Here is a 13,913-nt window from a genome sequence, read left to right as displayed (position 1 = left end):
CCCGGTCCGGGCGAGGCCTGGATGGCCTCCCGGGGTCGGGAGGAACCAGGCTGTTGAGCAGTGACGCTATGCATCGACGGTCGTCACCGAATCGGGGAAAACCCTTGTCGCCGGGAGCCGCTGGGAGAGCTGGGTCCGCGAGCGGACGCCGAGCTTGCGGTACACCCTGGTCAGGGTCGCCTCCACGGTCTTGATGCTGAGGAACAGGCGGCCGGCGATCTCGCGGTTGCTGGCCCCGTCGCGCACGAGTCCCGCGATGCGGGCCTCGGTCGAGGTCAGCCCCAGGTCGGTGGGGGGTGCGGCGGTTCCTTCGGTATGCGCGAACGCCCGCTGCGCCTGCTCGGTCCACGGCTTCGCCTCGGCGGCGAGGAACAGGGCGAGCGCCGCGCCCAGGGCGGCGCGGGCGGCCGCGTACCGGCGGCGGCGCCGCTCCGCCCCACCCTGTACCAGCAGGGCGTGGGCCTGCTCGAGCGGCTGGCGCAGGTCCGCGAAGTGCTGCGCGGCGGCGGCGCAGAGCAGCACCGCGGAGTCGGCCTGGCCCCGCTCGGAGAGCACCACCGCGGTCGCCCGGTCGAGGTAGCCGTTCAGGCCCGGGGCGGTCCCCAGGCGGGCCGCGGCGGCCCGCGCCTCGGCGAGGTTCGCGGCGGCCTCGTCGTGCTCGCCGAGCGCGGCCAGGCCGCCCGCGAGGTCGCCCTGCCAGCGCACGATCATCGGGTCCGCGGCGCCGTCGCCGAGGCCGCTCAGCCGGCGCAGGGTGGCGACGCCGCCCCGGGTCTCGCCGGCGCGGAGCTGCGCCTGTCCCAGGGCGTGCAGGTTCCGGCGCAGATACAGGCTGTCGCCCTCCTGCTCCGAGGCGCGCACGCCGCGCCGGGCGTACCCCGAGGCTGCGGCGAGGCTGCCTCCGGCCAGCTCGGCCACGGCCGCGGTGTACCAGGTGGGGCCGGGACTCATGCCGGCCTGTTGGGCGGCGGCGACGGCGCGGTGGGCGTACCCCAGCGCCTCGCGGCACCGGCCGGCCCTGGTGGCCACCTCGGACAGGCTGCGCAACACCTCCACCAGGGCCTCGCCGGCGCGGTCGTGCTCGGCGACGGCGAGCAGGGTGAGCAGCTCGGCGCGGGCCTCGTCCAGCCGGTCGTCCATCATGGCGAAGCGTGCCGCCAGGTAGCGCGGGCTCAGATGCAGCAGGCCCGGCACCTGCGGCGCGGGCAACGACAGCGCCCGGTGCAGGGTGCCGGTCCACTGCGGATCGCCGCGCAGCCGCTGGACCTGGGCGAGGGAGCTGAGCGCCATCGCCTCGGTCGTCGGATCGCCGGCCGCGCGGGCCGAGCGGGCCGACTCGGCGGCGCACATCCCGGCCGTGCGCACCGCACCGCCTAGCATCGCGGCCCAGGCGAGCCGCAGCTTCACCGGCGCGAGCAGAGTCGCGTCGGTGCCGGCCTCGTTGAGCGCCCCGGCGAACGTCTCGTCCATGTCGCCGAGGGCCTGACCGGCCAGGTCCAGGAGCACGATCCGGGCCTGGACCCGGTGGGCGGCCGGTGCGTCGGCGGCGGCCAGCACGGCTTCCGCGGCCCGCCCGGCGACCGCGGGGGCGCCCGTGGCGCTGGCGGTGCGCGCCGCGGCGACGAGCCAGTCGAAGCGCTCGGCGGCGAGGCTGCGCGGGCAGCGGTCGGCGGCGAGCAGGTACAGCTCGGCGGCCGTACGCCCGGCATTGCGGCGCAGCGCCCGCTCGGCCGCCTCGAGCAGGTCGCGGGCCACGTCCGCGTCCGGGCGGCCGCTGCGCAGGGCCCGGTGCCGTACGGCGATCGTCTCGTCCAGCGCCGTGTTGGCGAGCGCGTCGTGGACCCCGGCCCGGCGGGCGGCGCCGGCGTCCTCGGCGAGCACGTCGGCCAGCGCCGGCGGCGTGAACAGGATCGTCTCCCCGTCGGTCCGCACCACTCCGGCGGCCGCGGCGACCCGCAGATCCCGGTCGGCGTCCTCGTGGCCCGAGCGCACCAGCACCGTGAGTGTCGGTTCCGTGGCCAGTGCAGCCACCAGCAGGGTCGCGGCGACCGGCGGCGACAGGACGGCGACCCGGCGGCGCAGCAGGTCCCGCGCCGCCTCGGGCAGCGCCGCCGGACGCCAGGGCGGCCCGGGCGCCACGGCGGCCAGCGTCAGCGCCAGGAACGGGTTGCCGCCGCTGGCCTCGTGCAGCCGGGCCGCTGCCCGGCACGGCAGTCCCCGCGCCTCGAGCAGCGCGGTGAGATCGTCGGCGTTCAGCGGCGGCACCGACAGGTCCGCCACCGGGGCCGGGCACAGCCGCGCGGCCCGGTGCCGCCCCGCGTCGTCCGGGAGGCGCTGCGCCGCGACCACCCGGACCCGCGGCCCGGGACGCCGGCGCATCGCGAAGCCCACCAGCTCGGCCGACTCCGCGTCGAGCCACTGCACGTCGTCGAGCACGAGCAGCACCGGCCGCGTCCGGGCGCAGTGCGCGAGCAGGCTCGGCAGCACCAGGCGGCGGGCCGGCGCCGGGGCGCCCGTCCGCGGGGCGGTGCCCTGACGCAGCATCGTCAGGGCCGCCCGGTGGGCCGGGGGCAGGGTGGCGACGGCGGTCGCCGGCAACTGCGCCACGAGATCGGCGATCCCCGCGTACGGAAGGAGCCGCTCGGCCGCCGCCGGCCGTAACCGCACGACCAGTTCGTCGCGCGCGGTGGCCGCGGAAGCCACGGCGTCGAGCAGGGCGGTCTTACCGATGCCCTCCGGCCCGTGCAGCGCCACACCCCCGCCTGAAATCAGGCGCGCCTCGACGGCGGCGAGCAGGGGCGCCCTGCCGAACAGGGTGGTCATGGGCCGTACACCGGTGTCCAGGGCCGTCTCCCCCCGTGCAGGGCGAATCGAGGACTTCAGCCTAGAGAAATTCACCAGAAAGCATCAATGCTTGTGAATATGACAATCTTGATAAGCCCCTGTGACGGCACCCGTCCGGCAACCGGGCGACACCCGGCCGGAGAACGGCTCGCTGGTGTCATGGTGGCGTGACATCTCTGAATCGCCCGGCAGGGGCCGCCGCCACGCGTACGACGCCGTCTGCCTGGTCGTGGGCGTGGATCGCCTGGTCGGTCGGCGCTCTGGTGCCCGTTGCCGGCTACTTCATGGTTCCCGCCACCGAGCGCGGAGCCACGATTCAGACGTTCCTCTACTGCCTGATCAGTGCGTCGACCGCGGTCGCGCTCGCGGTGGGCATCCGCAAGCACCGACCGGAGCCCAGCTCGACCTGGTGGCTGTTCGTCGCCGGCCAGGTGATGTACACCGCGGGCGACGTCACCTACTACGTCGCCTCACAGGACGACGCCAGCTACCCGCCGGCGGCGAACCTCCTCTACCTCTCGCAGTACGTCCTCGTCGCCGTCGGCCTGGTGAGGCTGATCCGGCGGCGCTCCCCGCAGCGCAACACGGCCGCGCTGGTCGACACCGCGATCCTCGCCGTGGGCGCCGCGGTGCTGTGGTGGGTGTTCCTCATCCACCCCACGGTCACCGCCCCGGACATCAACATACTGGACCGCATCGCGGCCACCGCCTACCCGGTGATGGACCTGTGCGTGCTCACCGTGGCCATCCGCCTGATGCTCAGCGGCGGGGTCCGCCAGCGGGCCTATCACCTGCTGCTGGCCTTCCTCGGGATGAACCTTTTCGGCGACACCACCTACGGCCTGCTCACCCTGACCGGCTCGTTCGAGGACGGCAACTGGCCCGACGCGTTCTGGCTGCTCGGCTACGTCGCGCTCGGTGCGGCCGGGCTGCACCCGTCGATGCGCCACGTGGGCGACCCGGCGGACGTCCGCTCGGGCGCCACGCCGTACCGCGTGGTGCTGCTGGGGTTCGCCACCGCGATGGCTCCGGCCGTGCTGGTGGTGCAGAACCTGCGGGGCGCGGCCAAGTCCGACCTCGTCGTGGTGGGCGCCTCGGGCGTGCTCTTCCTGCTCGTGCTGATGCGCATGGCGGGTCTCATCGCGGTGCAGCGCCGGCTGGCCATCACCGACGCCCTCACCGGCCTCTACACCCGGCGCTTCCTCTCGGAGCAGTTGCGGGTGGAGGGCGAGCGTGTCGCCCGGTCCGGTGGATCGTCCGCCCTGCTGCTGCTCGACGTCGACCACTTCAAGTGCGTCAACGACACGTACGGTCACCCCGCCGGCGACCAGGTCCTGGCCGAGGTCGCCCGCCGGCTGAGCACCACCTGCCGCGCCAGCGATGTCGTCGCCCGCTTCGGCGGCGAGGAGTTCGCCGTCCTGACCACGGCCACGGACCCGGAGAACCTGGCCGTCCTGGCCGAACGCATCCGGACCCGGATGAGCGAGTCGCCCGTCCTGGTGGACGGCCGCACTCCGGTCGCGATCACCGTGTCGATCGGGGGCGTCGCCGCCCTGCCGCCGCAGGCGCTCACCGCGGACGACCTGGTCAACACCGCCGACGCCGCCCTCTACGCCGCCAAGCGCGGTGGCCGCGACCGCGTCGTGATCGGCGATCTCGAGGACCGTACGGAACCGGCCGCCGTCCACCGCGACGCGCTGTCGGACCTCGACCGCCGCATCCAGGACTGGGCCGCGGTCGTGGCCGAGGCCGCGAGCCGCCGCCCCGACGCCGTGCCGGTCCCGGCCGGCGCGGTGTCCGCGGTCTGCGCCGCCTGGGCCGTCATGCTCTCGCCGAGCCGCGAGCGGCCGGCGATGACGCAGGACCTGGCCCGCGCGGAGCTCCGCCGCTGCCGCGGTGTGCAGTTCCCGTCGCACATCGTGGACCAGTTCCTGGCTCTCGTGGCCACCGGCGAGATCGGCAACCCGGCCCCGGCCTCCGCCGCCGAGGACGTGCCCGTTGCGGTCCCCGCGTAAGGCCGACCCGTACCGACCTGCTGCTGCGCGGTGGAAACATGACCGCGGTCAGCAAATCGTCCTGACTCGGCTCACCGCCACCAGATGACAGCGCTCACTGGGGCGGATCCGCGCCTGCCCGAAGACTGGTGACAAGCAACCAGCGACGGTGGGGAGGAGCGGGCCGTGGACAAGCAGTACGAACGGTTCTGTGTGGTGGATCCGCTCTTCTACGACTCCCTGCACACCCGGCGTCCGACCGCGGCGCTCTTCGCCGCCGCCAGCCGACCGGTCCCGACCGGCTGGCAGCGCGAGGCCCTCGACGACTGGCTCGTGTACGCGCCGACCGGCGGCAGCCTCCCAAACCAGGGCTGGAAGATCCACGTGTCGGCCTGTCTGGACAACGCCGAGCGGGTGCTGGACGTGGTGCTGGACTACTGCGTGGCCCACGCCGTGGCGTTCAAGTTCATCCACGGCCCGGCCGCCCTGCTGATGCGCAACGCCAAGTACGCCCGGCGCGGCACGAGCGGCAAGTTCGTGACGATCTACCCGCGCGACGAGGCGGAGCTGGAGCTGGTGTGCAAGGAGCTGGGCGAGCTGCTGCGCGGTGAGCCCGGCCCGTACATCCTCAGCGACCTGCGCCTCGGCACCGGCCCGCTGCACGTGCGGTACGGAGGCTTCGCCGCCCGCTACTGCGTCGTGGACGGCGTGGTCGAACCCGCCATCTCCGACCCGTCCGGCCGACTCGTGCCGGACCGGCGCGACCCGGTCTTCCGTACGCCCGAGTGGATCTCGCTGCCGGCGTTCCTCGCCCCGGATCTCGCCGCGCGCAACGCCACGACCACCGCCGATCTGCCGTACCGCATCGACAGGGTGATCCACTTCTCCAACGGCGGTGGCCTGTACGCCGCCACCGACACCCGCTCCGGCGACCGGGTGGTGCTCAAGGAGGCCCGGCCGCACGCGGGGCTCGACGCCACCGGCGCGGACGCGGTGACGCGCCTCGGTCACGAGCACGACGCGCTCCGGCGGCTGTCCGGCCTCGCCGTGCCGCGCGTACACGATCGGTTCCGGCTCGGCGAGCACGAGTTCCTCGCGCTGGAGTACATCGACGGCACGCCACTGAACAAGGTGCTGGTCGAGCGCTATCCGCTCATCGACGCGACCGCGGACCCGCAGCGGTACGCCGCCTACGCCGCGTGGGCGATGCGCATCCACCGGCAGGTGGAACGGACCATCGAGGCGATCCACGAGCGTGGCTACGTCTACGGCGACCTGCATCTGTTCAACGTGCTGGTGCGCACCGGCGACCCGGAGGGGGACACGGTCGCACTGGTCGACTTCGAGGTCGCCGGCCCGGTCGGCGGCTACCGGCGGCCGGGCCTGCGCAACCAGGGCTTCGCGGCACCGCGCGAGGTCGGCGGGCGCGACATCGACCGGTTCGCGCTGGCCTGCCTGAAACTGGCGCTGTTCCTGCCGCTCACCGCCATGCTGCGCCTGGCGCCGGAGAAGGCGTACCACTTCGCCGAGGTGATCACGGAGCGGTTCGGCGTACCCGAGGACTATCTGGCCGATGCCGTCGCCGTGATCGCCGCGTCGTCCGCGCCCCGGCCGCGCGGTGTGTGGCGGCGGTTCCGGTCCGGCGCCGCCGGGTGGCCGGTGCTGCGCCGGCAACTCGCCGAGGCCATCGTGGGCAGTGCGACGCCGCAGCGTGACGACCGCCTCTTCCCGGGCGATGTCGAACAGTTCCACTCGGGCGGGCTCAACCTCGCCCACGGCGCGGCCGGTGTGCTGTACAGCCTCCATGTCACGGGCGCCGGCCGCCATCGCGACTTCGAGGCATGGCTGGTCAAGCGGGCGCTGGACCCGCCCTCCGGGGCGCGGCTGGGTTTCTACGACGGATTGCACGGCGTGGCGTACGCACTGCACCGGCTGGGCCACCGGCAGGAGGCGCTCGACGTCGTCGACCGCTGCCTGCGCGAGAAGTGGGACGAACTCGGCCCCGACCTGATGAGCGGGCTCGCCGGCATCGGGCTGAACCTGCTCCATCTCGCCGAGGCCACCGGCGAGCCGGCGTTCTCCACCGCGGCCTGGCGAGCGACCGGCCTGCTTTTCGAACGGCTCGAGGCCGCCGGCGACGCTCCCGCGACCAGCGGCGCACGCCCCCACCACGCCGGGCTCACCCACGGCTGGACCGGTCCCGCGCTGCTGTTCCTCCGGATGTACGAGCGCACCCGCGACGTCGCACTGCTGAACGGGGCCACGACGGCGATCCGCCGCGACCTCGACCGCTGCGTCGTGCGCGACGACGGCGCGATGGAGGTCGACGAGGGCTGGCGGACGATGCCGTACCTCGCCCGGGGCAGCGTCGGCATCGGCGCGGTCATCGACCAGGTGCTGGCGTACCGTGCCGACGAACGCCTCGCCGAGGCGAGCGACGCGATCAGCCTCGCCGCGCGATCGCCGTTCTACGCGCAGGCCGGGCTCTTCGCGGGCCGGGCCGGGATCATCCGGTACCTGGCTCAGCGCGACCGCGACGGCGAGGAACTGCGGGCCCAGATCCGCAACCTGGCCTGGCACGCCGTGCCCTTCCAGGGCCGGCTCGCCTTCCCCGGCGAGCAGTTGCTGCGCCTGTCGATGGACCTGGCGACGGGATCCGCCGGCGTCCTGCTGGCGCTCGGTGCCGCGCTGCACGACGAGCCCGTGGACCTGCCGTTCCTGGCGCCCGCGGCGGGCACTTCCCCAGCTTCCCTCCGACCGGAGGGTAAGAAGATCCACACCGAGCACGGAAAGGGGTAAACGAGATGGCACTTCTGGACCTGCAGGGGATGGAACTGACCTCCGAGGCCGCGTACGGCGGTGGCAGCCGGGCCAGCCTGCTGCTCTGTGGCGACAGCTCGCTCAGCGTCACGACCTGTAACTGACGCACACCAGCCTGTACCCCGGAACCGCCCCGAACCGGACCGCCCCTTGCTCCGGTTCGGGGCCCCACCGTGCGAGCTCAGCGGCCAGGAGGTGCCATGTCCGTCGAGGAGGGTGATCGGCTGCTCGTCCGGGCGGTCCGGCACGGCGGACCGTGGACGGCCGGTCTGGCGCTGGCGGCCCTGACGGCCGCCGCCGCGGACCTGCTGCTTCCGGCGGCCCTGGGTGCCGCCGTCGACGCGGTGCTCGCACCGGACGGGAACCCGGCACGCTGGCTGGCGGTCGCCGTCGTCCTGATCGGACTGGTCGCCGCCGCCGAGATCCTGACCGATCTCGCCGCCGGGATGAGCGGTGCGCGGGCCACGGCCCGGCTGCGGCACACGGTCGCCGGCCACGTCCTCGCGCTCGACCCGCGGGCCTCCCGCCGGTGCCCGCCCGGAGATCTCGTCAGCCGGCTCGTGAGCCAGGTCCCCGAGGCCGGGGGCGCCGCGGCCGCCGTGGTCCTTGCGGGCGCCGCCCTCGTCCCGCCGCTGGGCAGCCTGGCCGCACTCACCCTGATCGACCCGTGGCTCGGCGCCACGTTCGTGGGCGGGCTGGTGGTGCTCGGCCTGCTGATGCGTACGTACGTCACGGACGCCGCCGAGGCGACCACCCACTACCAGCGCACCCAGAGCGACATCGCGGCGCGGCTGACGGAAGCGCTCGCCGGTGCCCGGACGATCGGCGCGGCCGGCACCGTGGACCGGGAGATCGCGCGGGTCCTACGGCCGTTGCCCAGCCTGGGCCGCCACGGCGCCCGCACCTGGGACACGATCGGGACGGCCGCGGCGCGCGGCGCGGTGGTGGCACCGCTGGTGCAGATCGCCGTCGTCACGGTGGCCGGCCTGGCCCTGACCGCCGGCCGGCTCACCCCGGGCGCGCTGCTGGCCGCGCTGCAGTACGCCGCCCTCGGCGCCGGCCTCGGCAGCGTCGTCGGCGTGCTGGGACGGATCGCCCGTGCCCGGGCGGGCAGCCGGCGGATCGCCGAGATCCTCGCCGCGCCCGCACACCGCCACGGCGACGCCGACCTGCCCACCGGGGCGGGCCGGCTGGAACTGCGCGCGGTGACCGTCCGCGATCCCGGCGGGGGCGACCGGCCGCTGCTCGACCGGGTCGACCTCGTGGTGCCGGGCGGCGCCACCGTGGCGGTCGTCGGCCACTCCGGCTCCGGAAAGTCCACCCTCGCCGCCGTCGCCGGCCGGCTTCTCGACCCGGACGACGGCGACGTACGGCTGGACGGCGTGCCGCTGCGAAGGCTGCGTCAGGAGGTGCTGCGCCGGTCGATCGGGTATGCCTTCGCCCGCCCGGTGCTCATCGGCGACACCGTCGGTGCGGCCATCGGGCTCGGTCCGGACCGCCGTGCCCCGGACCTGCTGCGCGCCGACGCCCGGGCCGCGCGGGTCGACGCGGTGGTCGACCGGCTGCCGGCCGGCTACGACACCCCGCTGCGGGACGCCCCGTTGTCCGGCGGCGAGACGCAGCGACTCGGCGTGGCCCGGGCGCTGCGTGCCGAGCGGCTGCTCGTGCTCGACGACGCCACCTCCAGCCTCGACACGGTCACCGAGTACGAGGTGTACCAGGCGCTCCTGGGCACTCGCGATCGCCGTACGCGACTGGTGGTCACCCACCGGGCCGGCACCGCCGCGCGGGCCGACCTGGTGGTGTGGCTGGACCACGGGCGGGTCCGCGGCTACGCGCCGCACCACGCGCTCCGGACCGAGCCGGAGTACCGGATGCTCTTCCCGGCGGCCGGACGATGAGAATCCTGCGGGTATTCCTGCGCCGCCGTCCCCGCGTGCTGGCCCGGCTGGCCGGCTGGTCGGTGCTCGAGGCGCTGCCCGCCATCCTGTCCGGACAGGCCGTCGCCCGCGCGGTGGACCGCGGCTTCCTGGCGGGCGACCCGGCCGCCGGTCTCGGCTGGCTGGGCCTGCTCGCCGCGGCGGTCCTGGTGGGCGCGATCGGCACCCGCCGCACCTTCCGCTGCCTCGCCGACCTGGCCGAGCCGCTGCGCGACGAACTGGTGGCGCACGTGGTCACCGGCACGCTGCGCCGGGCGGCGGTCGCCGGCGGGGGAGTGGACCGGTCGGCGGTGGCCCGGCTCACCCACCAGGTGGAGATCGTCCGGGACACCTTCGCCGGTCTGATCATGACCACGCGCGGGTTCCTGTTCGCCATCGCGGGCGCCCTGCTCGGCCTGGCCTCACTGGCCCCGGTGGTGGCGCTGCTCGTCGCGGTGCCGCTGCTGACGGGACTGGTCTTGTTCGCCGCGGCGGTGCCGAGGATGGCCGCCCGGCAGCGCGCGTACGTGCTCGCCGACGAGGACCTGGCCGAGCACGCCGGCCGGGCCTTCGCCGGACTGCGCGACATCGCCGCCTGTGGCGCCGGGCACCGGATGGCCGCCGAGATCTCCGTGCCGGTCGACGCGCAGGCCGCCGCGGAACGGGCGGTCGTCCGGATGACCGCGGCCCGCGGGATCAGCCTGGCCGTCGGCGGCTGGCTGCCGCTGGCCGTCGTCCTGGCGGCGGCGCCATGGCTGGTGGACCACGGGCTGACCGCCGGAGCGATCCTCGGCTCGCTCACCTACCTGCTGCACGGGGTGCAGCCGGCGCTGACCATGCTCATCGGCGGCCTGGGCGGCGGTGGCGTGCGCCTCGTCGTGACGCTCGACCGCATCCTGCGCGGTGGCGGGCCCGAACCGGTCGCGCACGGCGGTCCGGCGGCACGGCCGGACGGCGCGGACGTGCTGCTGCGCGGCGTCACCTTCGCGTACGGCCGCCGCGCCGAGCCCGTGGTCTCCGGCCTCGACCTGGAGATCCGTGATGGCGACCATCTCGCGATCATCGGCCCCAGCGGGATCGGCAAGTCCACTCTGGTGGGCCTGCTCGCCGGCACCCTGCAACCCCAGCAGGGTGAGGTACGCCTGGGCGGCGCGCGCACGAACCGGCTGGACGTCCGGACGCTCGCCCGCCAGCGGGTGCTCATCCCGCAGGAGGCGTACGTGTTCACCGGCACGCTGCTCGACAACCTCCGCTACCTGCACCCGGGCGCCGACGTCCACGAGATCGACCGGGCGGCGGAGGCGGTCGGTCTGTCCACGGTGCTCCAGCGGCTGGGCGGCTACGACGCGTACGTCACCCCGGACGCGCTGTCCGCGGGTGAGCGCCAGCTCGTGGCCCTGGTCCGCGCGTACCTGTCGCCGGCGCCGCTGGTCCTGCTCGACGAGGCCACCTGCCACCTGGACGCGGCCGCCGAGGCCCGCGCCGAGCAGGCATTCGCCGCCCGGCCCGGCGCGCTGGTCGTCGTCGCCCACCGGGTCAGCTCCGCCCTGCGGGCATCGCGGATCCTTTTGCTCGACGGCACGGCCGCGACGCTCGGCACCGACGGCTCGCTGCGCCGCACGTCACCGCTCTACCGCGACCTGGCCGGGCACTGGTCGGTCGAGCTGCCGGTCTTCCCGGCCCGGTCGAGCCTGCCTGTCTCCCCGGCTCAGTCGAGCCAGCCGGCCTCCTCGGCGATGCGGACCGCCTCCAACCGGTTGCGGGCGCCCGTCTTGCGCAGGATCGCTGAGATGTAGTTGCGGACCGTGCCGGCGGTCAGGTGCAGCTTGGCGGCGATCTCCTGCGACGGCGCGCCGGACGCGGCGACGACCAGCACGTCCCGCTCGCGCGGCGACAACGGGTTGCGCGGCGCGGCCAGCACGGCGACCGCGAGACGCGCGTCCATCACGCGTTCGCCGCGCGCCGCCTGCCGGATGCCGTACGCCAGTTCGCGCGGCCCGGCCTGCTTGTCGATGAAGCCGCGCACCCCGGTGTCCAGTGTCCGGCTCAGCCGGGCCGGCGCGTCCGCGCAGGCCAGCAGGAGGATCCCGCAGTGCGGCAGCTCCAGGTTCATCCGGCCGACGACGCGCAGATCCGGGTCGGCGAGCAGATCGGTGTTGATCACGGCGACGTCGGGTGACACGGCCCGCGCCATCGGGAGCACCTCGTCGAGCCGCCCGAGGTCGGCGACCACGTCGAGGTCCTCTTCCAGCGACAGCGTCGCGGCGAGGGCGCCGCGAAGAAGATTCATGGGTTCGGCGAGCAGAATGCGGATCACGGTGGCCTCCCAGGCCAGGATGAAAGCTGGGCGGTGGGACGCCGGCGCCGGGAGCGGACACCCGTGGGGTGCCCGGAGGTCACACGTGGCGCTGGCGGACGGCCGTCAGCGGGAACGCCGGTGACGGCCTGCTGGCTGTCCCCCGAGGGGAGGCCTGATCAGCTGGGAGGTCCTGCATAGTTGACGGTGCGTCCCCGGGCGGTGGTCGTCTCGCCCGGCAGGGCGAAGGCCGGCGCCGGGCCGGGACGCCACGCCGACGGGAGGGCACCGATCGCCGGTGCGCCGTTGGCGGCCCCGCCGGCCGCCCGCTCGGTGGTGCCATGCGGGGTGGGCTGCGACGGAAGAGCCGGCGGTGCCGTCCGGCCCGCTGCCGACGCGGACCGAGTCCGGTCGGCGCCGGGAGCCGCGAGCGGTGCCGGGGCGTACATCTGGCACTCGGGCCCGTCGCCGCACCGCACCACGCTGCCGGCCCGGGCCGACGCCGCGGGTGCGGCCGCCGAAGCTGCGGCCACCGGCGGGGCGGCGTCGACGGCCGGGGAAGCGGCGGGCGGAGTAAGTCCCACCGGGAATTCCCTCGCAGGGAGCGGGGCGGGCAGGGAGGACGGCGTGCCGGGACCGGGCCGCACCGGCAGATGCAGTGCGACGCTCAGATCGGGCAACGCCGGCACGTGCAGCGCGACGTCCAGGTCGAGAGCCGCCGGAAGGCGCAGCGCGACGCTCAGGTCGACCAGCTTCGGCAGGTGCAGCCCCACGCTCAGGTCGACCAGCGTCGGCAGGTGCAGTCGCAGGCTCAGATCCAGCAGCGTCGGCAGGTGCAGTGCGACGCTCAGGTCGGGCAACGCCTGCCGGCGTAGCGCGACGTTCAGGTCGAGCAGCGTCCGCGCGTGCAGCGCGATGGCCGGGTCGGGCAGCGCCCGTGCGTGCAACGCGACGTCCGGGTCGGGCAGCGGCGGCAGAGCCGACCGGGCGGGTGGCGTCAGGCCCGTCAGGCGGCCGGCCACCGTCGCAACCTTCCGCAGACGAGGTGCCGTGCGTGCCTGCTCCCGACCCGCGGCCGCCGCCCGGCGTGGTGGCCCGGCGGCGTGCCGGATCGGCCGTGCGGTTCCGGGCGGCTCCGCGGCCAACAGGCGCCGCCTTTCCGCCCGGCGTGGTGGCTCGTCCGTCCGGCGTGGTGGCTCGGCGGCATGCCGGTCCGGCCCGGCCGCGGGATCGGACCGCCTGGCGGCCGGCCGTGATGGCTCTGCTGCCGCATCCGATCGCCTGACGGCTGGCCGTGCCGGCTCTGCCGCGGGATCCGACCGCTTGACGGCCGGTCGGGCCGGCTCCACGGGGATCGCCGGCCGGAGGATTCCCGTCCGTAGGGCTGCCGTCCTCGTGCCCGGTGCCGGGAAGTCGTCACCCCGGATCACCCGGGAGTTGCCCTCAGGCACCTCATCCCTGAGGCCCGCGTCGGCGTGGGCCGGATGGTCCAGCAGACCGAACACGAGGTAAGCCGCGGCCGCCAAGCCGGCCATGAAGAGGAGACGGAGCAGGGCAGTGACCGCCGGTGCGGCAACATGTCGGCGCACAACCCCCACCTCCTCGACCGAGGCTACCGTCGCTCGAGGACTGTCGCGAGTCGACCAAGAAGCGCCGACGGCCGGCACGGTAGGCGGTTCACCCAGGAGCGACGGGTACGGATGCCGTCAGGCGTGGAGGACCTCGTCGTAGTGCTCCACCCTCGGGAAGGGCTCATAGAAGTGATGCAGCAAGTCCCGCCACCGCTGGTACTCCGCCGAGCCTCGGAAACCGACGGTGTGGTCCTCCAGCCGGTCCCACTCGACCAGCAGGAGGTATGTGCCGGACCGCTCCAGGCAGCGCGACAGGGTCAGCCGGCCGAACCCGGGCATGCCCGCGATGATGCTCGTGGCCTGCCGGAAGGCCGCCTCGAAGGCGTCCTCCTGTCCCGGCTTCACCGACAGCAGCGCGTGTTCGAGGATCATCCACGGATGATCTCAGACCGACCTGGCCGCAGGTAAT

General features: G+C 74.7%; 9 protein-coding genes. 5 read left to right on the top strand and 4 right to left on the bottom strand.

From position 1 onward, the window contains the following. Window positions 1-66: 66 nt before the first annotated feature. Window positions 67-2,823 carry a helix-turn-helix transcriptional regulator gene (locus EDD30_RS07060; protein WP_071807436.1) on the bottom strand — a complete coding sequence of 919 codons (2,757 nt, stop codon included), beginning with the start codon at window positions 2,821-2,823 and terminating at the stop codon, window positions 67-69. A 188-nt stretch (window positions 2,824-3,011) separates the two neighbouring features. Between EDD30_RS07060 and EDD30_RS07055 the strand changes: the two genes are divergently transcribed. The 5 genes from EDD30_RS07055 to EDD30_RS07035 all read left to right on the top strand — a co-directional run bounded on the left by EDD30_RS07055 (window position 3,012) and on the right by EDD30_RS07035 (window position 11,373). Continuing rightward, window positions 3,012-4,859, top strand: coding sequence for a GGDEF domain-containing protein (locus EDD30_RS07055; RefSeq protein WP_143162833.1), 1,848 nt, complete (start codon window positions 3,012-3,014; stop codon window positions 4,857-4,859). A gap of 165 nt (window positions 4,860-5,024) precedes the next feature. Next, entirely contained in the window at window positions 5,025-7,637 is a 2,613-nt protein-coding gene (lanKC, locus tag EDD30_RS07050; protein WP_071807434.1) for a class III lanthionine synthetase LanKC, read from the top strand. A gap of 5 nt (window positions 7,638-7,642) precedes the next feature. Continuing rightward, entirely contained in the window at window positions 7,643-7,762 is a 120-nt protein-coding gene (locus EDD30_RS07045) for a SapB/AmfS family lanthipeptide (RefSeq protein ID WP_071807433.1), read from the top strand. Between the two features lie 96 nt (window positions 7,763-7,858). Continuing rightward, the gene (locus EDD30_RS07040; protein ID WP_071807432.1) at window positions 7,859-9,559 is read left to right on the top strand and encodes an ATP-binding cassette domain-containing protein; all 1,701 of its coding nucleotides are present in this window, start codon (window positions 7,859-7,861) and stop codon (window positions 9,557-9,559) included. Further along, on the top strand, window positions 9,556-11,373 hold the full coding sequence (locus EDD30_RS07035; RefSeq protein ID WP_123678124.1) for an ATP-binding cassette domain-containing protein: 1,818 nt from the start codon (window positions 9,556-9,558) through the stop codon (window positions 11,371-11,373). Before EDD30_RS07040 ends, EDD30_RS07035 begins: the two co-directional genes overlap by 4 nt. Here the strand turns inward: EDD30_RS07035 and EDD30_RS07030 are convergent. The 3 genes from EDD30_RS07030 to EDD30_RS07020 all read right to left on the bottom strand — a co-directional run bounded on the left by EDD30_RS07030 (window position 11,286) and on the right by EDD30_RS07020 (window position 13,876). Next, the gene (locus EDD30_RS07030) at window positions 11,286-11,894 is read right to left on the bottom strand and encodes a response regulator transcription factor (RefSeq protein ID WP_071803724.1); all 609 of its coding nucleotides are present in this window, start codon (window positions 11,892-11,894) and stop codon (window positions 11,286-11,288) included. The genes EDD30_RS07035 and EDD30_RS07030 overlap by 88 nt on opposite strands. Before the next feature lie 158 nt (window positions 11,895-12,052). Beyond that, window positions 12,053-12,895 carry a hypothetical protein gene (locus tag EDD30_RS07025; RefSeq protein WP_071803725.1) on the bottom strand — a complete coding sequence of 281 codons (843 nt, stop codon included), beginning with the start codon at window positions 12,893-12,895 and terminating at the stop codon, window positions 12,053-12,055. A gap of 684 nt (window positions 12,896-13,579) precedes the next feature. Next, entirely contained in the window at window positions 13,580-13,876 is a 297-nt protein-coding gene (locus EDD30_RS07020) for an antibiotic biosynthesis monooxygenase family protein (protein WP_071803726.1), read from the bottom strand. Window positions 13,877-13,913: the final 37 nt, after the last annotated feature.

Source organism: Couchioplanes caeruleus (genome assembly GCF_003751945.1).
GTDB classification, from domain to species: domain Bacteria; phylum Actinomycetota; class Actinomycetes; order Mycobacteriales; family Micromonosporaceae; genus Actinoplanes; species Actinoplanes caeruleus.
The sequence above is the reverse complement of the archived record's forward strand: the minus strand, read 5'-3'. Positions and strand labels throughout refer to the sequence as shown.

Excerpts from the sequence above, each read along its gene's own strand:
- EDD30_RS07060 (WP_071807436.1), bottom strand. The coding sequence starts at position 2,823 with ATGACCACCCTGTTCGGCAGGGCGCCCCTGCTCGCCGCCGTCGAGGCG.
- EDD30_RS07045 (WP_071807433.1), top strand. The coding sequence starts at position 7,643 with ATGGCACTTCTGGACCTGCAGGGGATGGAACTGACCTCCGAGGCCGCG.
- EDD30_RS07040 (WP_071807432.1), top strand. The coding sequence starts at position 7,859 with ATGTCCGTCGAGGAGGGTGATCGGCTGCTCGTCCGGGCGGTCCGGCAC.
- EDD30_RS07035 (WP_123678124.1), top strand. The coding sequence starts at position 9,556 with ATGAGAATCCTGCGGGTATTCCTGCGCCGCCGTCCCCGCGTGCTGGCC.
- EDD30_RS07020 (WP_071803726.1), bottom strand. The coding sequence starts at position 13,876 with ATGATCCTCGAACACGCGCTGCTGTCGGTGAAGCCGGGACAGGAGGAC.